24 protein-coding genes are annotated in these 20,289 nt (G+C 63.2%); 8 read left to right on the top strand and 16 right to left on the bottom strand.

The annotated features are described in order from the left end of the window. Positions 1 to 4: 4 nt before the first annotated feature. A complete protein-coding gene (locus OH764_RS31185) occupies positions 5 to 667 on the bottom strand; it encodes a DUF1345 domain-containing protein (protein WP_498849876.1) in 663 nt (220 codons plus the stop codon). Between the two features lie 398 nt (positions 668 to 1,065). Here OH764_RS31185 and OH764_RS31180 point away from each other — a divergent pair, with 398 nt between their 5' ends. Further along, the gene (locus OH764_RS31180; RefSeq protein ID WP_498849875.1) at positions 1,066 to 1,803 is read left to right on the top strand and encodes a metallophosphoesterase family protein; all 738 of its coding nucleotides are present in this window, start codon (positions 1,066 to 1,068) and stop codon (positions 1,801 to 1,803) included. Between the two features lie 28 nt (positions 1,804 to 1,831). Here OH764_RS31180 and OH764_RS31175 read toward each other — a convergent pair whose 3' ends face one another. Further along, complete coding sequence (locus tag OH764_RS31175; RefSeq protein WP_498849874.1) at positions 1,832 to 2,533, bottom strand: RES family NAD+ phosphorylase; 702 nt, start codon at positions 2,531 to 2,533, stop codon at positions 1,832 to 1,834. Further along, the gene (locus OH764_RS31170; protein ID WP_498849873.1) at positions 2,530 to 2,967 is read right to left on the bottom strand and encodes an MbcA/ParS/Xre antitoxin family protein; all 438 of its coding nucleotides are present in this window, start codon (positions 2,965 to 2,967) and stop codon (positions 2,530 to 2,532) included. The genes OH764_RS31175 and OH764_RS31170 overlap by 4 nt, the downstream gene beginning before the upstream one ends. A gap of 18 nt (positions 2,968 to 2,985) precedes the next feature. Here OH764_RS31170 and OH764_RS31165 point away from each other — a divergent pair, with 18 nt between their 5' ends. Further along, complete coding sequence (locus tag OH764_RS31165) at positions 2,986 to 3,690, top strand: hypothetical protein (RefSeq protein WP_498849872.1); 705 nt, start codon at positions 2,986 to 2,988, stop codon at positions 3,688 to 3,690. 45 nt (positions 3,691 to 3,735) lie between these two features. On the opposite strand, the gene OH764_RS31160 is transcribed toward OH764_RS31165, so the two are convergent. Continuing rightward, the gene (locus tag OH764_RS31160; protein ID WP_498849871.1) at positions 3,736 to 4,587 is read right to left on the bottom strand and encodes a LysR family transcriptional regulator; all 852 of its coding nucleotides are present in this window, start codon (positions 4,585 to 4,587) and stop codon (positions 3,736 to 3,738) included. A gap of 98 nt (positions 4,588 to 4,685) precedes the next feature. On the opposite strand from OH764_RS31160, the gene OH764_RS31155 reads away from it, so the two are divergent. Together OH764_RS31155 and OH764_RS31150 are read left to right on the top strand one after the other, a co-directional pair. After that, positions 4,686 to 5,069, top strand: coding sequence for a tautomerase family protein (locus tag OH764_RS31155; protein ID WP_498849870.1), 384 nt, complete (start codon positions 4,686 to 4,688; stop codon positions 5,067 to 5,069). A 155-nt stretch (positions 5,070 to 5,224) separates the two neighbouring features. Then, the gene (locus tag OH764_RS31150) at positions 5,225 to 6,061 is read left to right on the top strand and encodes a TOBE domain-containing protein (RefSeq protein ID WP_498849869.1); all 837 of its coding nucleotides are present in this window, start codon (positions 5,225 to 5,227) and stop codon (positions 6,059 to 6,061) included. Positions 6,062 to 6,098: 37 nt separating this feature from the next. Here the strand turns inward: OH764_RS31150 and OH764_RS31145 are convergent, their stop codons facing one another. The 4 genes from OH764_RS31145 to OH764_RS31130 form a co-directional block, all read right to left on the bottom strand. Then, positions 6,099 to 6,800 carry a sulfate/molybdate ABC transporter ATP-binding protein gene (locus OH764_RS31145; RefSeq protein ID WP_498849868.1) on the bottom strand — a complete coding sequence of 234 codons (702 nt, stop codon included), beginning with the start codon at positions 6,798 to 6,800 and terminating at the stop codon, positions 6,099 to 6,101. 1 nt (position 6,801) lies between these two features. Next, positions 6,802 to 7,476 carry a molybdate ABC transporter permease subunit gene (modB, locus tag OH764_RS31140; RefSeq protein ID WP_498849867.1) on the bottom strand — a complete coding sequence of 225 codons (675 nt, stop codon included), beginning with the start codon at positions 7,474 to 7,476 and terminating at the stop codon, positions 6,802 to 6,804. Positions 7,477 to 7,527: 51 nt separating this feature from the next. Next, entirely contained in the window at positions 7,528 to 8,301 is a 774-nt protein-coding gene (gene modA, locus OH764_RS31135; RefSeq protein WP_498849866.1) for a molybdate ABC transporter substrate-binding protein, read from the bottom strand. A 131-nt stretch (positions 8,302 to 8,432) separates the two neighbouring features. Further along, the gene (locus OH764_RS31130) at positions 8,433 to 9,134 is read right to left on the bottom strand and encodes a phosphatase PAP2 family protein (RefSeq protein WP_498849865.1); all 702 of its coding nucleotides are present in this window, start codon (positions 9,132 to 9,134) and stop codon (positions 8,433 to 8,435) included. A gap of 332 nt (positions 9,135 to 9,466) precedes the next feature. On the opposite strand from OH764_RS31130, the gene OH764_RS31125 reads away from it, so the two are divergent. Beyond that, entirely contained in the window at positions 9,467 to 10,657 is a 1,191-nt protein-coding gene (locus OH764_RS31125) for an alpha/beta hydrolase family protein (RefSeq protein ID WP_498849864.1), read from the top strand. 109 nt (positions 10,658 to 10,766) lie between these two features. Then, the gene (locus OH764_RS31120; RefSeq protein WP_013342022.1) at positions 10,767 to 10,943 is read left to right on the top strand and encodes a DUF3563 family protein; all 177 of its coding nucleotides are present in this window, start codon (positions 10,767 to 10,769) and stop codon (positions 10,941 to 10,943) included. A gap of 136 nt (positions 10,944 to 11,079) precedes the next feature. Here OH764_RS31120 and OH764_RS31115 read toward each other — a convergent pair whose 3' ends face one another. The 6 genes from OH764_RS31115 to OH764_RS31090 form a co-directional block, all read right to left on the bottom strand. Beyond that, positions 11,080 to 12,579 carry a cryptochrome/photolyase family protein gene (locus tag OH764_RS31115; RefSeq protein ID WP_498849863.1) on the bottom strand — a complete coding sequence of 500 codons (1,500 nt, stop codon included), beginning with the start codon at positions 12,577 to 12,579 and terminating at the stop codon, positions 11,080 to 11,082. A 123-nt stretch (positions 12,580 to 12,702) separates the two neighbouring features. After that, the gene (locus tag OH764_RS31110) at positions 12,703 to 13,122 is read right to left on the bottom strand and encodes an organic hydroperoxide resistance protein (protein ID WP_020071019.1); all 420 of its coding nucleotides are present in this window, start codon (positions 13,120 to 13,122) and stop codon (positions 12,703 to 12,705) included. Positions 13,123 to 13,292: 170 nt separating this feature from the next. Then, a complete protein-coding gene (locus tag OH764_RS31105; RefSeq protein WP_498849862.1) occupies positions 13,293 to 13,745 on the bottom strand; it encodes a MarR family winged helix-turn-helix transcriptional regulator in 453 nt (150 codons plus the stop codon). A gap of 193 nt (positions 13,746 to 13,938) precedes the next feature. Beyond that, a complete protein-coding gene (locus OH764_RS31100; protein ID WP_128597964.1) occupies positions 13,939 to 14,748 on the bottom strand; it encodes a BPSS1780 family membrane protein in 810 nt (269 codons plus the stop codon). After that, positions 14,739 to 15,734, bottom strand: a complete 996-nt coding sequence (locus tag OH764_RS31095; RefSeq protein WP_088176541.1) for a homoserine kinase — start codon at positions 15,732 to 15,734, stop codon at positions 14,739 to 14,741. Before OH764_RS31095 ends, OH764_RS31100 begins: the two co-directional genes overlap by 10 nt. A gap of 218 nt (positions 15,735 to 15,952) precedes the next feature. Further along, complete coding sequence (locus OH764_RS31090) at positions 15,953 to 16,348, bottom strand: hypothetical protein (RefSeq protein WP_020071014.1); 396 nt, start codon at positions 16,346 to 16,348, stop codon at positions 15,953 to 15,955. Between the two features lie 200 nt (positions 16,349 to 16,548). On the opposite strand from OH764_RS31090, the gene OH764_RS31085 reads away from it, so the two are divergent. Continuing rightward, complete coding sequence (locus OH764_RS31085) at positions 16,549 to 18,075, top strand: AMP nucleosidase (protein ID WP_498849861.1); 1,527 nt, start codon at positions 16,549 to 16,551, stop codon at positions 18,073 to 18,075. Between the two features lie 75 nt (positions 18,076 to 18,150). On the opposite strand, the gene OH764_RS31080 is transcribed toward OH764_RS31085, so the two are convergent. Further along, entirely contained in the window at positions 18,151 to 18,678 is a 528-nt protein-coding gene (locus tag OH764_RS31080; protein ID WP_498849860.1) for a chromate transporter, read from the bottom strand. Beyond that, on the bottom strand, positions 18,675 to 19,244 hold the full coding sequence (locus OH764_RS31075) for a chromate transporter (protein WP_498849859.1): 570 nt from the start codon (positions 19,242 to 19,244) through the stop codon (positions 18,675 to 18,677). The genes OH764_RS31080 and OH764_RS31075 overlap by 4 nt, the downstream gene beginning before the upstream one ends. Positions 19,245 to 19,341: 97 nt before the next feature. On the opposite strand from OH764_RS31075, the gene OH764_RS31070 reads away from it, so the two are divergent. Next, positions 19,342 to 20,274 carry a transcriptional regulator GcvA gene (locus tag OH764_RS31070; RefSeq protein ID WP_498849858.1) on the top strand — a complete coding sequence of 311 codons (933 nt, stop codon included), beginning with the start codon at positions 19,342 to 19,344 and terminating at the stop codon, positions 20,272 to 20,274. Positions 20,275 to 20,289: the final 15 nt, after the last annotated feature.

Genomic DNA, 20,289 nt, shown 5'->3' with positions numbered 1-20,289 from the left:
AACCTCAGGACCCGAGCAGGCCGGCCGCGATGTTTACGCACAAGCCGAGCACGGCGACGTTGAAGTAGAACGACAAGATGGATTGGGCGAGCGCGGCCCGGCGAATGGGACGTGAGCGCAGCACGACATCCGAGGTTTGCGAGGCAACCGCGATCGTGAACGAGAAGTAAAGTAAGTCCCAATAGTTCGGCTCGAGTGAACGATCGGGAAACAGAAGCGGCGTCTCCTGTGCGTCGGTATCGTAGTAGAGCCGGGCGTAGTGCTGGGTGAAGATCGTGGGAATCAGGAACCACGCGCCCATCAGCGTGAGGCCGGTCAGCGCGTAGTGCCATACCGTCGACGCGCCCGCCGTGCCCTTTGCCGAAGCGAGTTCCAGGACGATCGCGGCAATGCTCGCAACGGTGGCGAGGCATATCACGAACAGTACGACGCCCGCGTTTTCGTCGTCACGGCGCGCGGAGTCGCGCACGCGGCCTGCATCGGCGGCGGCCATGTGCGCCCAGATCAGCACCAGGTAAGTCCACACCGTAGTGTCCCAACCGACCAGTACGCGGACCATCGGACGCATGTGTTGCGGCATCAATATGGCGACGACGACGCCGATCGCGAGGGCGATCAGCATGCGCGGACGATTGCGAAGCGTTTGCGGATAATATTTTATGAGCATGGAAGGCGAGCGGAAGGCGGGCGTGTCGCGGATTCTACCCGTGTGCGTGCGTCGCTTGACGAATGGGGCGCCTCGCACTCACAGCCGCTTACAACGGCTTTGCGAGCGCCTTTCAGCCGAAGCCCAGATGGAGGCTCGCAGCACCGGTGCGCGCAACTTTCCGTGGTCAATCCAGGTCGGATTGCTGTTCGCGGGGGGCGCGATAGCGGCTTGCGGGCAACGTTAGTTGTCAAAACGCGAAGCCAGCAAGACCGCGCCCGCAAACGGGCTGTTTTCGGCAAACTCTGCCGCGTACGCGGGGGTTTTTGCGTGGTTTCCTGTCAACTTTGCGCTTTCTCCTGCGGCGCTACGAGAGGCAGCGCGCATACGCATTGGAGATTGCGCATTATCATGAACGTATGGCTTCCGTACTCGACACCTCTGTTCAGCACCATTCGGCCAACCGGAGCGGCCGCGACTTCGTAGTCGGCGACTTGCACGGTTGTGTCGATGCATTGCGCTATCTGCTGCGCCTCGTCTCGTTCGATCCTGCATGTGACCGGCTCTTTTCAGTCGGCGATCTGGTGGATCGCGGCGAGCATTCCGAACAGGCGTTGGCTCTGCTCGACAAGCCGTGGTTTTTTGCCGTGCTCGGCAATCACGAAGACGCGCTGTGCGCCGTTGCCGATGGCCGGTTGAGGCGGCAATGGTGGTACGGCATTGGCGGCGCGTGGGCAGCGAATTTGCCCGACGAGAGTTTGCGTCGCTACGCTGAGCGGCTGCGCACGCTGCCGCTCGTGCGCGTGGTGGGCAGCGGGCCTGAGCGTTTCAATGTTCTGCATGCCGAATTTTTCGGCACCGACGCCGAACTCGACGCCGGCAATTTCACCGCCGAAACGCGCCAGCAGATGCTGTGGGGACGTGATCTCGCGATGGGCAACGGCGATCCGCAACGGCAGCGCGGTTTGTCGCTCACGTACTGCGGTCATACTCCGATGCGCGACATCAAGCAGGTCGGCGCGCAGGTGTTCATCGACACTGGCGCATTCGGTCCGGGCGGCAGGCTGACTATCGTCGAGCCGCGAGCGCTGCGACGCTGGTCGATTTCAGTGGAAGAAGCGCGCGCCGAAGGCGCGGCGGCGCTGGCGCTGCCCTGACCCTGACGAGGCGCTCATCGAGGCGCTCTCAGCCGACCTGGTTGAGCTCGAACACCATATCCACGCTCGTGCCGTTCCAGTTGTATTCCAGATACGCCGCGTGGTGACAGTCGCGCAACAGCGTTGTCCTGAATGCAGCAAGGCATTCGCCTTCAGTATCCCGCACCGATGGATACGCGATGCCCGGCGCTCCCGCCTCACGCGCCGCACGGCCCAGCGATTGACCGGTGAGGTAGTCGTCGGGAGAGAGCACTGCAAGATCGAGCTTCGGATCGCCGCGAAGGTCGACCACCTCTCCTTGCGCCACGACGGTGTAGAGGCGCATTTGCTGACGCATTGGCGGCTCTGCGGTGGCTTCCAGAAATCTGGCCGTGTGATACCGCGTTTCGGCGATGGCCGTGACGCGCGAACGGGCGCAATAGAACACGCCGTAGGTGCCGTCGGAAAATCTGCTGCCTAGCGGATTCAGATGCGTGAGCGCGGCCATGATCGGTCCGTAGCCCGGCCCAAAGCGGCGTTCTTCGCGCGGCACGAGATCGAGTTCTCCGACTTCGGTGCGCAGACGGTCGTTGGTCATTGCTTCGAGCGCGTACAGCGCATCGAAATCTTCCGGCGATGCAACCCGATCGAACAGATTGACGGCCGGAAAGCGAGTGGGAATCACGCGATACGCGGGCGACCAATCCAAAGGCGCGCTGCGCCAGCGGTCCTGCCAATGCGGTTCTGTCACGCCCAGCCGCCTCGCATTGCGTCGAGATACTGGCGCACGGCCACGAGGTCGCTGACATTGCCCGCCAGCATGCGATCGAGCGCGCGACGGCCGCCGAACGGCGGTGCGCTGTTAGGGCGTTTGATCCAGGTGTCCGCTGTGCCCGGTTGCGGCAACAGGATTTGCAGCGCCTTGTAGATGCCGAGCAGCAGCGACAGGCGCTCGAGCGTATCGCGACCGACGCGCGCCGTTTCCGGCGCCTGCTTCCACTTGAAGTAAGTGGAGCGGCCTGGCGAACCGAGCAGCATGATCTGCTCGTCGGCGCTTAGATCCCAGTCTTGCGCAATTCTGAAGAACGCGCGCAAACCCGCCGCAGACATTTCTGCAAACGATGGTTCCGAAGCCGGCCGGTGCAGAGGCGCTTCGGGCTGGGTGGCGCGGGCGGCATGTGCCATAAGCGGGTAAGTCCTTATATGTACTTATTGCCTATGCTAGTCCAAATATGGATTTTTGCAAGGGAATATAATCCCGGCTCGTCACGAAAGTCAAAGATCCAGGAGATGCGGCAGATGTGGTTTCGAGCAGTAGCAACGGCGATCGCCGTGTGGTGTGCGTCTGGAGCGGCCATGGCGGCCGGTTATACAGAATTGTGGAATCCTCCTGAGGCGAGCGCGCATGCCAAGCACGGCGCCGTTTCCGGGCAGTCTGTGCGAGGTGAAAAGAGCGCTTCGAAGCCGGCGACGAAGGATGCTGGAAAGCATGCGGCGTCGCGCACCGGGTCGGCGTCGGCGGCCGCTGCCGGTCATGCAGAGAAGGCCGGCATTCATGGCGGTAGTAATCGCGTGGCGGCGACGGGCACCAACAAAGCCTCCCACACGGCCGAAGGTAAGTCGAAGCACAAGGTAGCGGTCACCGCCTCAGGCACGAAGGGACGCGCCCAAGTGGCGCAGACACCAACCGGTCAGTCGAAGGCCACGCACGCCGCCACGATTCAAAGTCACGCCGCCGGGGACGGTGCGATGAGTGACGCAGGGAGCAAGCGAGGAGCGGCGAAAACATCGGCGACGATCGAGCCTCATGCCTCCGCGCCCTCGCCAAATACCAGCGCTAACCAGGCGGCAGCAACTGCGGACCCGGCAACAGCCCGCAGCGGCTCGCTTCCCCCGATCTTGCACTGAGTCGCCGGAGCGCCAACGCACCCACAACGCGTCCCTCCAGCCAGCTCACCCGCTCGCCAGCCCGTTCGTCACGAGCCGCAGCGTTTCCTTTGAGCGCTCGTCCCGCACGCGGGAGTGCAGCGTCACGCGAGACTCCGGCAGTCGCGGCAGCCCAAGCCGCCCGCCGACATCGATCAAACCGCGCGGCGCGACTCTGCGCGCAAGTGGCGACACCGCGAGTCCCGCGGCCACCGCCGCGCCCACAGCCGCGACGCCGCCACCGACGAAGACCTCCTGCCATGCCACCGACGCCTCCGTCAGCGTACGCAGCGCGACATCGCGCACATTGCACGGCGGGCTCAACAGCGCGAGCGCCAATGGCTCGCCCATGCGCGGCAGCCATGCCGGCGTTGCCAGCCATTCGAGCGGCTCACTGAACAACACCTGGGCGTCGTCGCGCGGCGGTTCGTCTGCGCCATACCGGATGATCACTGCATCGAGACGGCGCTCGTCGAAATGGGCGAGCAACGCAGCGGACGTGCCCAGGTGCAGCTCCACCACGAGCCCCGGGTCGTGCGCGTTGAGTCGCGCCAGCAGTTGCGGCAGGTCGGGCCCCGCGACGTGTTCGCTCAGGCCGAGCGAGAGCCGCCGTCGGTCCATTGACAGCGACCCCAGCGCCCGTTCATGCGCGTTCAACAGGTCGCGGGCAGCGCTGAGAAACGCTTTGCCGTCGACGGAAAGACGCACCACGCGGGGCGTGCGCTCCAGCAACTGCTTTCCCAGATGTACTTCAAGGCGCTTGAGCTTGAGGCTGACCGCGGATTGCGTGGTGTCGAGCGCAGCGGCGGCGCGCGTGAAGCTGCACAGATCGGCGACAAGCACGAACGCACGGACGGCATCCAGATCGAGAACCTTCATTTCGGATGAATATAGATGAAATAGCCAGCAATATCTGTTCATTATGAACCGGCCGGCCTAAGCTGTGTGCACGTATTCACACATTTGAGGAGTCAGTCATGCCGATTACCCGAATCGCTTTGCGCGCCGGCAAGCCCGCCGAATATCGGAAGGCAATTGCGGACAGCACCCAGCGGGCGCTCGTTGCCACATTCAACGTGCCGAAAGACGACATCTTCATGTTGATCACGGAGCACGAAGCGGACAACTTCGTGTACGACAACCAGTACCTGAATGTGCAGCGAACCGACGACCTCGTGATGGTTCAGATAACGCTGAACAACACGCGCACGCTGGAGCAGAAGAAGGCGCTATACAAGCGCATGGTCGATGAGTTGCATGAGTCGCCGGGGCTGAGGCGAGAGGATGTGCTGATCAACCTCGTCGAAGTCCTGAAGGAGAACTGGTCGTTCGGGAATGGGATCGCTCACTACGCACTTTGAGCGGCGGCGCTCGGTTCGACCGGTGCGGTCCTGGCGCTGCGGCAGTATTGCCATTGCGGCTTGCGCGGCTCGCGTAGCCTTGAGCCTCCGAGGGGCGCAGCACCGGTCGCTATAATGATCTGCTGTTCCCGATCATTCACTGACCGCTCCTCGCCATGGCACCCGAGCTCAACGATCCGTCCCACGAACCGCTGGAAGTCGGCGGTTCGGTCTGGTTCCAGGCAGGCGCCAATACGCTCGGCGGCGCGTCGCGAATCGCGCTTCTCGCGGCGATCGGCGAAACCGGCTCCATCACCAGCGCGGCGAAGGCCGTTGGCATGAGCTACAAGGGCGCGTGGGACGCCGTCGATGCAATGAACAACCTCGCCGGCGAGCCGCTCGTCGTGCGTCTGACTGGCGGCAAGGGCGGCGGCGGCACCACGCTGACGCCGCGCGCACTCAAGCTCATCGAAACATTCCGCGCTGTCGAACGCGAACATCGGCGCTTTCTCGAGCGTGCAGGCGCCGCGATCGAAGGTTTCGCGCCGGACTGGGATCTGATCGGCCGCATCGGCGTAAAAACGAGCGCCCGCAATCAGCTGTACGGCACCGTATCGCATATCGCGCGCGGCACGATCAACGACGAAGTCTCGCTGACGCTCCCCGGCGGGCACACGATCGTCGCCGTGCTCACGCATGAAAGCACTGAATCGCTCGGCCTCGCAGTCGGCTCCGCGGCGTTCGCGCTGATCAAGGCGTCGTGGGTCGTGCTGCTAGTCGAACGGGAAAACAGCGCGCCGCTGAAGCTTTCTGCGCGCAACCAGCTGCGCGGTATCGTGCAAAGCGTGAAGCGGGGCGCGGTCAGTGCCGAGGTGTCGCTCATGCTCGAAGGCGGCGCGATCATCACAGCCGTGGTCACGAACGAGAGCGCCGAATCACTCGGCCTCGCACAAGGCGCGAGCGCCGTCGCGGCATTCAAGGCGTCCAGCGTGATACTCGGCGTGAAAGACTGAGCGTTCGTGCGAAAGAGAGGGCAAGGGCGCCCGCCAATCAGGTTTCGCTGCGTGTGTAGCCGCTGAATGTCTGGTTTTCGCAAACGCGGCCGTCGCTGATCTGCACGACCTGATCCCCGAAGGCGGCTACGTCGTCGGGATCGTGCGTGATGAGCACCATCGGAATATCAAGCCGTGTCTGCAAGTCGGACAACTCCAGCCGCATGCGCTGACGCAGCGTGCTGTCCAACGCCGAGAACGGCTCGTCCAGCAACAGCAGTTGAGGTTGCGCGACGAGCGCGCGCGCAAGCGCGACGCGCTGTTTCTGCCCACCCGAAAGCTGTGCCGGATAATTGCCGGCGACACCCCGCAACTCCAGCGCATCGAGCCAGTAATCGATCTGTGCGTGGCTGCTGCGCGCGCGCGGATTGAACCAGCCGCGCTGCAAGCCGAAACCGATGTTTTGACGCACGTTCAGATGCGGAAACAGCGCGTAGTCCTGAAAAAGGTACGCGACCTTGCGCGCCTGCGGCTTTAGATCGAGATTGAGCTTGCTGTCGAACAGCGCGTTGCCGTGCAGCGTGATCTTGCCTTCGTCGGGACGCAACAGACCGGCGATCGCCTGCAGCGTGAGACTCTTTCCCGCGCCGGACGGCCCGTACAGCACCACGCGCTGCGTGGTCGCAGTAAAAGCGACGTCGAGCGTGAAGCGACGCTCGGCGCTCACGAATGTCTTCTGGATGTCGACTTCGAGCGGCATATCAGCGGGAAACCAGAAGCGTGCGCTGCGGCACGAGGCGGCCGGCGAGCAGCAGGATCACGACGCACGTCACCGAGGTCACGATTACGAGAAAGTTCGCCGTGGCGTCGTCGCCCGCTTGCACGGCTGAGTAGACTGCGACCGAAAGCGTCTGCGTGCGGCCCGGCAGATTGCCCGCGATCATCAGCGTGGCACCGAATTCGCCGAGCGCCCGCGCGAAGGCGAGCAGGCCGCCGGCGAGAATTCCACGCGCGGCAAGCGGCAGGCTCACGCGAAAGAAAACCGCCGTTTCGCTGACGCCGAGCGTGCGCGCGGCGCGCTCGAGTTGGGGATCGACGGCTTCGAAGGCGGCGCGCGCCGATTTCAGCACGAGCGGGAACGCCACCACCGTCGACGCGATCACTGCGCCTTGCCAGGTGAACACCAGTTGAATGTCGAAGCGGTCGAGCCAGGCGCCGATCACACCGCGTCGCCCGAGCAGGACGAGCAGGTAGTAACCGAGCACCGTCGGCGGCATGACGAGCGGCAGCGTCAGCAACGAATCGACGACGTCGCGCGCTCCCGAGCGCCAGCGCGACAGGCCGAAACCGACGGCAACACCGAACACCAGATTCAGCGCGGTCGCCCACCCTGCCACCTTGAGTGACAGCATCAGCGGAATCCAGGCTTGTTGCATGATCGTCTGCGGTCCGTTGTCGGCGTTGATGGAGGTAGAGCGATCCGGATGTTAATGGGCCGGTTTGAAACCGTACTTCGCCAACACCGCCTGGCCGGCCGGCGACAAAACGAAGCTTACGAAGGCCTGCGCGTCCGCTGCATGACGGCTGCCCTCCACTTGCGCGATCGGGTAGGTGATCTGCGTTTGCGTCGGCACCGTCAGCGCGACCTTCACCTTGCCGGGGACGATTGCGGCGTCGGTGCCGAACACGAAACCGGCGTCCACTTCGCCACGCGACACATAGTCGAGGCTTTGACGCACGTTCGCCGCAAGCACGGCCTTGGCGCTCACGGCATCCCATACGCCGGCGGCTTGCAACGCACCTTGCGTGTAGCGGCCGACCGGCACGGAGGCCGGATCGCCATACGCAATCCGTTTCACATTCGACGACGTCAATTCGTTGAGACTGGACGGCGCAAAACGGCTGTCCGCCGGGACGATCAGAACGAGCGAATTGGCAGCGAAGTCCTTGCGCGTGGCCGGTACGATGACTTTCTCCGCCGTAGCCTTGTCCATGGCCTTCTGGTCGGCTGACGCAAAGACGTCGGCGGGCGCGCCTTTGACGATTTGCTGCATCAATACGTCGGAGGCGCCGAAATTCAGCAGAACCTTGGTGCCGGCGTGCTGCTTTTCGAAGGCTTCGCTCACTGCGGTGAACGCATTGGTCAGGCTGGCGGCGGCGGACACCACCAGTTCATCGGCGCGGGCGTTGACGCTAAAGACAATAGAAAACGCGCTGGTCATCAGCAGCGCTTGTTTCAGCAGGCGGCGGGACAGTGTCATGAACGTGTGGAAGCCCGGCGCGCGCCAGACGGTGATTGGAAACCCGTATCGTAATATAGACGAGGTTATAGCGCTGGCCCGACGAGCATGCCGCCGCGCGAAGAAGGCGGATGGCGAGGCAGAGAAACGGCTTAGGCGTTGAGAGAGTGGGGCGGCGCGAGGCTGTCTCGCGTCTGCGAGAGTGGCGCGGCGGCCGGCCGGACGTCGCGCACGGCCTTCCACTTTGCGCGGATGAACGGCCGGTCGTGGCCTGAGACTTTCAGCGCGATGTGCGTCACCCAGCGCTGAGTCGGCACGTGAACGCCGTGCATCAGCACGGCAAGCGCCATCAGACTGACCGCGACTGGGACCACGGAAAGGCGCTCGGGGACGGCGTTCCAGGCCATCCGCACGAACAAAAGCGCGGCTAGCGCGCCGACGAGACACCCAGTGATTGCTTCCGAAGGCGAGTGCGCGCTCAGCACGACGCGTGACAACCCAACCGCCATTCCGGCAGCCAGCCCGAGTACAACCCCCAGCACGCGGACGGACGGACGCGTGCGCAAAAGCATCAGGAACAGGGCGACGGGATAGACGGCCGTCGAGAGCATGGCATGGCCGCTGACGCCGGTGAAATCGAACTCGCGCACGCCTACGCCCCAGCCTAGGAACGCCAGCTTCGTCACCGTCACGACGCCGATTGCCGCGCCGAGCAACAGCAGCCAGCCGGCCGCCATGCGCCACGTGTAGCCGACCCCGAGCCACAGCGCGATGGCGAACGCTAGCGGCAGCGTCATGCCGGCGCCGCCGAGGCTGGTGATCGAGTACCACAGTTGGGCTGGTAGGTCGGGCATCGAGAAAAGGCGGTCAGAGCCGCATAGAATCATTGATATCTCACTAACGCGCGAGCGGGGCAAAGCGCCGACGCGTTCGGTAAGCGCCTAGTATAGACGGCGCCTGCCGACGGCTCTCGCCGCGCAGACAAGCTTTTTGCTTGGGGATGTTAGGCGGCTAACAGGCGCCAGCAGCCTTTAATGGCGGGCGGGGACAAGGTCTAGTGCAGCAGGCGGTGCTGGCAGACTCGCCAGGCGGCTTCTGCATCGCCTGAGGATTGATGTTATTGTGCATTGCACAAGAAACGCATGTGCGTTCGTCAATCCTGCCCTTTTTGCGAGGTTTAGCGCCGATGGCAAAAAGTCTATCGAAAATCTGGCTCCGCGGCCTCAAGCGCCTGCTCGCTATTCAGACCGAGCACGCCAACACGACCGCCAAGCGCGCCACTAAGCGCCCGGCCCGCGCGGCGTCCAGCAAGCCGTCGACGAAAGTTCGCCCGCTGAAGTCTGCCGCGCTGCGTTCGCCCGTCAAACGCGAAGCGCCGCGCGCGGCCCCCCGCGAATCGCGGGTGCGTCCGCGGGCGGCAGCGTGGGCGAGCGGATCGTGGACACGTTCGTTCCATTCGGCGCCGGCGGCGCCCGGCCGCCTGGTCAATCACCTTCAATACGGCCTCTACGTTCCGTCGGGCCACGCTCTCGAAGCTATGCCGCTGCTTGTGATGCTGCACGGCTGCACGCAATCTATCGACGAATTCGCGCAAGGTACACGGATGAACGTGCTGGCGGACCGCTACGGCTTTGCTGTCGTCTATCCCGAACAGTCGAAGCATGCGCATTCGCACCGCTGCTGGCATTGGTACGACTCGGGCGAGAGCGCGGGTGGTGCCGAGGCGCGGGCGGTGGTGTCGCTCGTCGATGCACTTGTCGCCCAGCATGGTTTCGACAGCGAGCGCGTGTATGTCGCTGGGATTTCTGCGGGGGCGGGGCTCGCGGCGCTGCTGGCGCTGCGTTATCCGGACCGCTTTGCGGCGGTCGCGCTGCATTCCGGGCCGGCTTTTGGCGAAGCCCGCTCGGGCATTACGGCGATGGACGTGATGCGGCGCGGCGCGCGGCGCGATCCTGCCGAACTCGTTGATGAGGTCGCGGACGTTGCGCACTACCCGGGCATGCCGGCGCTCATCATCCACGGCGACGCCGATCATGTGGTTGCGCCGGTCAACGCCGACCAGCTTGCGACGCAATTTCTGCGTCTGAATCGGATGATCGATCCCAAAGGCGCGCGCAAATCCGGCGAAATGCGCGAAGAGCGCAAGGGCGGCATGACGCTACGCGACTATTTCCGTAGTGGCCGGCGCGTCGTGCGCGTGTGTCACGTGCAAGGCGTGGCGCATGCCTGGAGCGGCGGAGACGACTCTGTGGCGTTCCATTCCGCGAAGGGCCCGGACGCCAGCGCCATGGTGTGGGAGTTCTTCAAGCACCAGCGGCGGGTGGGCGCGGGCGTCGCCGAGAGCACTTCGGCGGACGCCTCTGCGTACGCACGGTGACTTTTGAGCAACAGCCGAAAATGAATGTTGGCGTAATCCTAGGGTTTTCCCTATAATACGGGTTATCCCCTAGGCGTTAATGCCTACACTCATTGCCGAGGTTCTCATCATGTACCTGCTCACCCGCCTCTTCCTGTTTTTGACCAAGTCGCCCGAACAACTCGCAAAAGAACGCGCTGATGCGTTCCTGGCAGAAGCGACCGACCTGTACGACCTCGAGTTCCGCATGCGCAAGCTGGATCGCGAGGCGAACTTTCGTCAGCCGTCGTGGATGAGCCAGCACTAAGCTGCGCTGTAATTGAAGCATCGGCGGTATCGAATGACGCCGGTGCTGGCGAAGGGCTGAGCCTCGGCTCCGAGCCAGTAGTGCTGCTACAAAAACCCGCTTTCCGGCTGCGTCACAAGACGCGGTGAGCGTGTGCTCACTTTCCGAAGCGTGCCAGCGTCCGGGCTCTCGCCTGCGCGTGGTCGACGATCGGCGCCGGGTAGTCCTCACCTAACACAACGTCGTGTTGTGCGAGCCGTTCCGCGCCCGCCAGCCACGGCGCGTGGATCCATTTGGCCGGCAGTTTCCCCAACTGCGGCAAATAGCGTTTGATGAACCGGCCGTCGGCATCGAACTTCTCCGATTGCGTGACTGGGTTGAAGATCCGGAAATAGGGCTGTGCATCGCATCCTGTGGAAGCCGCCCATTGCCAGCCGCCATTATTTGCCGCGAAGTCGAAATCGTTCAGTTGATCGGCGAAATAGCGCTCGCCGAGCCGCCAGTCCACGCCCAGGTCCTTCACCAGAAAACTCGCGGTCACCATGCGCAGACGGTTATGCATGTAGCCGGTGCTGTTGAGCTGCAACATGGCCGCGTCGATTAGCGGATAGCCGGTGCGGCCTTCGCACCATGCGGCGAACGCTTCATCCGCTTCCGGGCCCTGCTCCCAACGCAGACGGTCGTACTCTTCCTTGAACGACGCCCCGCCCGCCAACTTGGGGTGATGCGACAGGATCATGAAGTAGAAATCCCGCCAGATCAGTTCCGAGAGCCACGTGGCCGAGCCCCGGCCATCCGGTTGCAGAGACATCTCATGAGCGAGCCGCGCGAGCGTGCGAATCGACACGGTGCCAAAGCGCAAGTGCACCGACAGATAGCTAGGACCCTTGGCCGCCGGAAAGTCCCGCCGTTCTGCGTAGCTGTCGATACGCGTCAGAAAGTCGTCGAGCAGCACCCGGGCGCCGCTCATGCCGGTGGGCAACTCGAGCGCTCCCAGATTGCTGGGCGCGAAGCCCAGTTGATCGAGCGTCGGTAGATGCCGGTCCAATTTTGCCGGCAACTTGGCCAGGTGGTCTGCGTAGGTTTCGACCGGATAAGGCTTCAGATCGAAGCTCGTCAGTTGTTTGAGCCACGCGTTCTTGTACGGCGTGAAAACCGTGAATGGCTTGTTCTGGCCAGTCAACAGTTCGGCGCGCTCGAAAATCACCTGATCCTTGAAAGTCAGCCATTGGCGTCCTGCCTCGGCGAGACGCTCGCGCACGTTGTCGTCCCGCTCGATCGCGGCGGGTTCGTAGTCGTGGTTCGCGAATACCGCATCGACTTGCAACTCGTTGGCGAGTTTCGGCACGAGATCGACCGGATCGCCGCTCAGCACGACGAGCCCGCCACCCCGAGCGCGCAGCGCTTCGTCAAGTTCGCCCAGCGACGCAAGAATGAACTCGACACGGCGATCTTGCGCCTGCGTGCCCGGGTTACGCGTCAGCCATTTATCGACGAGCGGTTGCAGAATCGTCGTATCGAACACGAACACGCACCACACGCGCTCGCAATGCTTGAGCGCGTAGTACAGCGCGGCGTTATCGGTGCTGCGCAGGTCACGGCGAAACCAGACCAGACCGGTGTCGAAGGTGTCGTTCAGTCGTCGGACGCGTGTCATCGGCAAGTTGAAATGTAAATGGCTGCGCGCCCGCCCTCGGCGTCGAGAGCGGGCGCGGATGAGGCCGGCAGTTAAAGTGCCGCGCTTCCCGGCGAGCCGTGAGCGACCCGCCGACCTGGCAGCTTACGCGACTTGCAGACGAACTGCGACGTTGTTGCGCGTAGCGTTCGAGTACGGGCAAACCTGGTGAGCGGCGTCGACCAGTTCTTTAGCTGCATCTGCATCCAGACCCGGCAGCGAGATGCGAAGATCGATGTCCAGTGCGAAGCCGCCCTTGTCGTTGGGACCGATACCGACTTCTGCGGTGACCTGAGTATCGGCGGGCAGCGTTTGCTTGTGCTGACCCGCGACGAACTTCATTGCGCTGAGAAAACATGCCGAATAGCCAGCGGCGAACAACTGTTCAGGGTTCGTGCCGGCTGCGCCGTTGCCTCCCAATTCGCGCGGCGCAGCGAGCTTAACGTCCAACGCATTGTCCGACGATACTGCACGGCCGTCGCGGCCACCGGTGCTCGTTGCACTTGCTTTGTAGAGGATGTTCATCGCGCTGCTCCTTGATCTGGGTTGTAAGGGTCTGCATGTTGCCGCTTCGCGCTACCTGCCGTTGTGGCGCGGTGCCAGTGAAGCGGCGTGTGATAAATATAGTACACAAATCATTTGTGTACAAATGAAATTTTACATGACGTCGATAGCCAGCGTTTGCACCGGCGCGTCTAGTTATCCATGTAGTCGTTAAGCGTGGTGCGCAGGCGAGTCAGATCGTCGCGCAAACGCAGCAGAAATTCGGGGGTCTGTTGCGTGGCGCAAAAGATTTCGGCGGGCACCTCGCGGGCCTGACGCTTGAGCGCTGCGCCGGCCTTGGTGAGTCGAATGTAGACGAGACGTTCGTCTTCCACTCCCCGCACCCGTTCCACTAGACCTTGCGTCTCGAGGCGCTTGAGCAGGGGCGTGACAGTTGCCGAATCGAGGTTCAGGCGCGCGGCCATTCCCTTGACCGTGACGTCGTCGCTTTCCCATAGCACCAGCATCGCCAGATATTGCGGATACGTGAGACCGAGCTTGTCGAGAAGCGGCTTGTAGGCCTTGGTCATCGCCAGCGACGTGGAGTAGAGGGCGAAGCACAGTTGCTCGTCGAGCGTGAAGGGCAAAGCGGGGCGCTGGGTCATGATGCATCTCGTGTCAAAGGAGTGCGCGCGAATAGATTGAGTGCAAACCATTGTGCCGCAAATCGGCGCACGTTGACGACTATGAGATGTAAAGGCGGACTACGAGAAGCGCGCGCCGCAGTGGACGCAGCCCCGCCAGACGAGCAACAGAGCGCCAATGCCGCGAGCGGCAATTGGCGCCTGGCGTCAGGTCTCAGGCGGCCGGCGTAGTCGGCAGATCAGGCGTTTGCGGAGTCTGCACGCCGTAGCAGCCGCGATATGTTGCGTAGAACGAGCAATACAGCATGGTCGTGACGATCATCGTGGCGGGCATCAGCACGGCGAACGCGAAGTCGCCCGCGCCGAGCGCCTGCATCAACGCCGACAAGCCGAGCGACACTGTCATGGCCACGGCAAACCACAGCGCGCCGAACACGATGAATGCGCCGCGATTTCGCCAGCAACTGACGAGGCTGAAGAACATCGCCTTGACGGGCGGTACATCGTGCCACGCCGCGAGAATAGGTGAGAACCAGAACAGCATGGCCACCGGAATGTAGAGCGCAAAGGCCGTAACCACGGCGAGCGGCATATTGCTGTTGGCGACTGCCTGAGGGTCCATTGCCGCGCCCGCGCCGAGCATCACTTTCAGCAACATGCCGCCGTCGGCGAGTGCCGAACCCGCGAGCACCACCGCCATCGCGATTACGTAGAACACGCCGAGCACGATCAGCCGCCGGGCGACCACTGGTCCGTACGAACGGAAGCCATCCACGAGGATTGTTGGAAAGACTGGCTTGCCCGCGATCGTATTGCGGCATGCGGCCATGAAGCCGACGGCGACGCCTGGAATGAACGCGAGCGGCAACACGCTGCCGATCAGCGGGATCTGTGCAACCAGCGTCATCACCAGCAGATAGGTGAAAAACAGCGTGAGAAATGCGAGCGGATTCTTGCGGAACAGCCAGATACCTTGCCGGAACCATACATAGCCGGTTTTCGCGGGGACTTCGATCAGTTGCATGAGGTGTGAATGCCTGGAAGTGCGACGCCGGACAGGCGCTCGCGCAGAATGCGTTCGAAATGGCCGGGATCGTGCGGTTTAAGCAGTTCGGCCGCGCGCGGCAAATGAAAATCATACAGGCGCGAGACCCAGAAACGGTACGCGCCCGCGCGCAGCATGTCGCCCCAATGACGGTTTTCTTCGACGGTAAAAGGACGCACCGTTTGATACGCGCGCAGCATGGCCTCGGTGCGAGCCTCGTCGAGCTTGCCCGTGGCGAGGTCGACGCACCAGTCGTTGACGGTGACGGCGACGTCGAACAGCCACTTGTCGCAGCCGGCGAAGTAAAAATCGAAGAAACCGCCGAGACGTACCTCGTGACCGGTCTCCGGCGCGGCATGCGCGAACATGGCGTTGTCGCGGAACAGGTCTGCGTGACAGGGCCCCTCAGGCAGCGCCGCGTAATCCGCCGACGCGAAGAACGCCTCCTGATACGCGAGCTCGGACGACAGCAAGTCACGCTGCTCGCCTTCGAGAAACGGCAGGATGGTCGGCACCGTTTCCTTCCACCACGGCAGGCTACGCAGGTTCGGCTGATAGCCGGTGTAATCGCGCCCGGCGAGATGCATGCGCGCAAGCATCTGTCCAACTTCGATGCAATGTTCGACGCCCGGCGCCAGTTCCGGCGCGCCTTCGAGCTTCGTCACGATAGCGGCGGGCTTGCCGTGCAGGATGCCAAACAGCGATCCGTCCTCGCGCGGCATGGGGTCCGGCACAGGCACGCGGTGCTCCGCAAGATGGCGCATCAGGTTCAGATAGAACGGCAACTGCCCGGCCGTGAGCTTTTCAAAAATGGTGAGGACGTATTCGCCGCGCGTGGTCGTGAGAAAAAAGTTGCTGTTTTCGATGCCGGACGTAATGCCGCGAAATTCGACGACTTCGCCGAGATCGTAATGGCGCATCCAGTCTGCTAGTTGGGATTCGGTGACAGCGGTGAAGACAGCCATGCGGGAAACGTCAGGTCAGGTTGGTCGGGCTGGCGCGATGCGGCCAGCGGGCTACGTGCGGTGGTGAAAGCGGTGTGGAGCGCGCGTTCAGGCAGGTCGGTGGAACAGTTGCGAGGCTCGGCGCACCGCCGCGCGATGCGGAATTCAAGCTCACAGCACCGGCGACGCGCGCCGGCGCAGGGCATTGATCAGGAGCGGCGCCGGCGCCCCGCCAGGCGTCAGTACCTCAGGTTCACCGAAGGCAGACGCGTGCTCGCGCGTCCGTTGTCGCGCACGGTGGGCGACGTATCGAGCGGCGCGCTCATCTGGTAGCGGGTGCCAAGGTTCGAGCGGACGTTGATTTCGACGGGCTTGCCTTTGTCGCGGTATTCGGTGATTTCCGTGCCGTTCCCGCTGCGCTCGTGGAAACTCGGCGTGCGCGGGACGTTGATTTCCACCTTCGAGCTGACCTCGGCAGCCGGCCGGTTGATCTTCTCCAGGTCGGGCAGGCCGGCGCGTTCGTTAGCGGACTGCGGCGCGCCCGGGGGCGGAGTGTCGTCGACAGGCTGGGCAGCCATCGCGGCGTTGCCAAAGGCAAGGGCCAGTGCAACGGCGACGGGAAGGAGCGGCTTCATGGTGATTCTCCGGAATGGTGCCCCGATTCTAGCAAATCCAGCTTCTGCCACGGGCGCAGTCGCCTTATTTTGCGCCGCTTTCGCGCGGCGCGCCCACAATCTCGCTCGCCCCGCGGCGGCGCGTGCCGCGCGCGCCTCGACGTCATTTGGCGATCATGGGTTCCGTGGTAATGTCGTCTCATCAATAGAGGCGAATGAAGATGAACAACGATACCAATCAACGCGCGGTGCAAACTCCCGCCCACAGCTTTCCGACCGAATCCTTCGACGACGCTGCCGAGGCCGTCACACGCCTGTCGGCCATTTACGAAGCCAACACGTCTTTTCTGCGCGACGCCTTCGCGCGCTATCGCCGCAACGAACTGTTCGAACGCCGGGTACGTGCTTGCTACCCGTTCGTGCGCGTCTGCACCGAAGTCAACACGCATATCGACTCGCGCCGCTCGTACGGTTTTGTCGCTGGCCCCGGCGTGTTCGAGACAACTGTTACGCGCCCCGATCTGTTCGGTAACTACTATCGTGAGCAGTTGCGTCTGCTCGCGAAAAACCATCATGTGAAGATCGAAGTTGGCGTGTCGAATCAGCCGATCCCCATTCATTTTGCGTTTGCCGAGGGCATTCACCTCGAAGGCGATCTGGATCGCGAGCGCCTCTTCCTGATGCGCGACGTGTTCGACACGCCCGACCTCGCGCTGCTCGACGACCGTATCGTCAACGGCACCTACGAGCCGTTGGCGGGCGAGCCGCATCCGCTCGCGCTATTCACGGCGGCGCGCGTGGATTTCTCGCTGCATCGGCTGAAGCATTACACGGCGACGTCGCCCACGCATTGTCAGAACTACGTGCTGTACACGAACTACCAGTTTTATATCGACGAATTCGTCAAACTTGGCCGCACCATGATGGCCCATACAGACGACGAGGAACTGCGCGCGTATCGCAGCGAATACACGTCGTTTGTCGAACCGGGCGACGTGGTCATCTACAACGAGAATCTCGGTGAGCAGGCGCAGGAAGGCACGGCGCCGCCGCGTCTGCCGCAGATGCCCGCATATCACCTGAAGCGCGCGGACGGCAGCGGCATCACGATGATCAACATCGGCGTCGGGCCGTCGAACGCAAAGACCATTACCGATCACATCGCCGTGCTGCGTCCGCATGCGTGGATCATGCTGGGCCACTGCGCGGGCCTGCGCAACACGCAGCGCCTCGGCGACTATGTGCTCGCGCACGGCTACGTGCGCGAAGATCACGTACTCGACGCCGATCTGCCGCTGTGGGTCCCGATTCCCGCGCTCGCCGAAGTGCAGGTTGCGCTGGAGCGCGCGGTCGCGCAAGTCACGCAGCTCGACGGCGTGGAACTCAAGAGGGTTATGCGCACGGGCACTGTCGCGAGTGTGGACAACCGCAACTGGGAGTTGCGCGATCATCGTGAGCCGGTTCAGCGGCTGTCGCAAAGCCGCGCGATCGCGCTCGACATGGAAAGCGCGACCATTGCCGCAAACGGATTCCGCTTCCGCGTGCCTTACGGCACCTTGTTATGCGTGTCGGACAAGCCGCTGCACGGCGAGTTGAAGTTGCCCGGCATGGCCGATCAGTTCTATCGCGCGCAAGTCGACCAGCATCTGCAGATCGGCGTGAAAGCCATGGAGCTTTTGCGCGAGAACGGGCTGCATCGTTTGCATAGCCGCAAGCTGCGCAGCTTTGCAGAGGTGGCGTTTCAGTAAACGGAGTGTTGAGGCGGGCGATTCTTCCGTCGGCGGCTGCACTCGGCGGAAGCGCAAGGGCATCAACCGATGCGTCTACTGCCCAAAGCCGGTCAGCCCGATCACGCTCCCGGCGGCCAGCAGCCATAGCGGATGAATGCGCGTCTTCAATGCGATTGCGGCTGTGGCCGCCGTGACTGCCCAGGCAATCGCCGTCGAATCCGACGCCTCCGCGATCAGCGCCGCGCTCGCCGCGACGATGCCTGCCGTAACCGGCACCAGCCCCAACTGCGCATAACGCCGCCACGGCCGATCCTTGAAGCGGTCCCACGCGTGGAGCGCGAGTATGGTCACGATAGACGACGGCCCGAACTTCGCGATCGACGTCACCAGCATGCCAGGCCAGCCGGCCACGTGCCATCCAATCAGTGTCACGATCATCAGGTTGGGCCCTGGCGCGGCTTGGGCAAGCGCGAAGAGGGCACTGAATTCGCCGGCCGGCATCCAGTGATGCACCTCGACCACCTGACGCTGCATCTCCGGAAGAATGGTGTTGCCGCCGCCGAATGCGAGCAGCGAAAGCTGACTGAAAATGATGGCGAGAGAAACGAGCGTGTCGTTCATTGTGCGCTCCTCGATGCAACGTAGATGCTGAGCGGCGTCAGCACAAGCATGGTGGGCAACAGCGGCAGCCGCATGATCGCGATAGCAACGAAGCCGAGGGCGGCGATGAGCGCGGCCATCGGGTTGTTGCGCAGCGGCAGCAAGATCTTCACGGCCATCGAAATCAGAAGCCCCGCTGCGGCCGCCGCAAGTCCCGCAAATAGATGACGCACATGCGGGTCGTCCTGCGTGCGCTCGTACAACACGCCAAGACCGATCACCACCAGCGACGGCCCGGCGATCAAGCCGAGCAATCCAGCGAGCGCGCCCGGGATTCCGCGAAAGCGCATGCCGACGGCTACTGAGAGATTGATCACGTTGCCGCCCGGCAGAAACTGGCAAAGACCCAGCAGATCGGTGAAGTCTTCCGCGTTCAACCAGCGGCGTTGCTCGACAAGCGCGCGGCGCGCGAGCGGCAGTGCTCCGCCGAATGAGATGAGTCCCAAGCCCAGAAAACCGCCGAAAATTTCCCGCAGAGTGGGCCTCGGCCCTGCGGCGGAGTCGAGTGATGTGAGATTGTGGTCCATGGCGCTTCGCTTTCCGTTCAAGCTCAAGAGGTTAGCGCCGAAACGCCATGCGGCAAAACGATTTTTGCGCGCGTCTTTGTGATCTACAATCACAAGCATGGCCCGTAATCTTCCTCCTTTCCCGGCGCTGCGTGCCTTTGAAGCCGCGGCACGGCACGAAAGCTTCACCGCTGCGGCCAACGAACTGCATGTGACGCACGGTGCAATCAGCCGGCAAGTCGCGGCGTTCGAGTCGTGGCTCGGCGTGCAAGTGTTCCAGCGTCACGGCAAGCGCGTTCGCCTGACGGCGGCCGGCCGCCGTTATCTGTCCACCGTGCAGGCTGCATTCGACAGCATTGCTCACGCCACCGACCAACTGCGCGACACCGGCGTCGTTCACATTCTGCGGGTGAATGCGCTGCCCACGTTCGCGATGAAATGGCTGCTGCCGCGCCTGCATCAATTCCAGCGCAAGGTGCCGAACGTCGAATTGCGATTGGCGACGTCGAACGCGCCGGTCGAAACATTGGATAGCTTCGACGTTGCTGTAAGGCGAGGCCCCGCTCACTGGCCAAACTGCGTGAGCGGGCACTTTCTTGGCGAGAGCGAGCTTCCCGTGTGTAGTCCCGCGCTACTGCAGCGCTCGCCGATCAAGACGGCCGACGACCTCGCGCGACACGTTCTCCTGCATTCCGACACGCGGCCCGATGCGTGGGGCAACTGGTTGTCGGCCGCGGGCGTGACGGCGAACTGCCGGAAGAAGCAATCGTTCGATCACTTCTATCTGGCCTTGCAGGCCGCAGTAGATGGACTTGGCGTGGCGCTCGGCCCGTTGCCGCTACTTGCCGACGAACTCGCGTCTGGCCGGCTCGTGATGCCGCTGGCGGCGCCGCGCATCGACGCGCGCGGCTATTGGTGGGTGGCAAGAAGAGAGGTCGCCCACGCGCCGCTCGTCGCGCAATTCTGCGAATGGTTGCAGGCGCAAGGCGATCAGACCGATCAGGCGCAAACGCAAACGGGCAGCCCCGAGGCCGCCCGCTTGAATGATTGATCCAGCAGTCTTGCG

It is taken from the genome of Burkholderia sp. M6-3 (assembly GCF_050858985.1).
GTDB lineage: Bacteria > Pseudomonadota > Gammaproteobacteria > Burkholderiales > Burkholderiaceae > Paraburkholderia > Paraburkholderia caledonica.
Note: the sequence above shows the minus strand (reverse complement) of the source record. Positions and strands in the feature narration are given on the sequence as shown.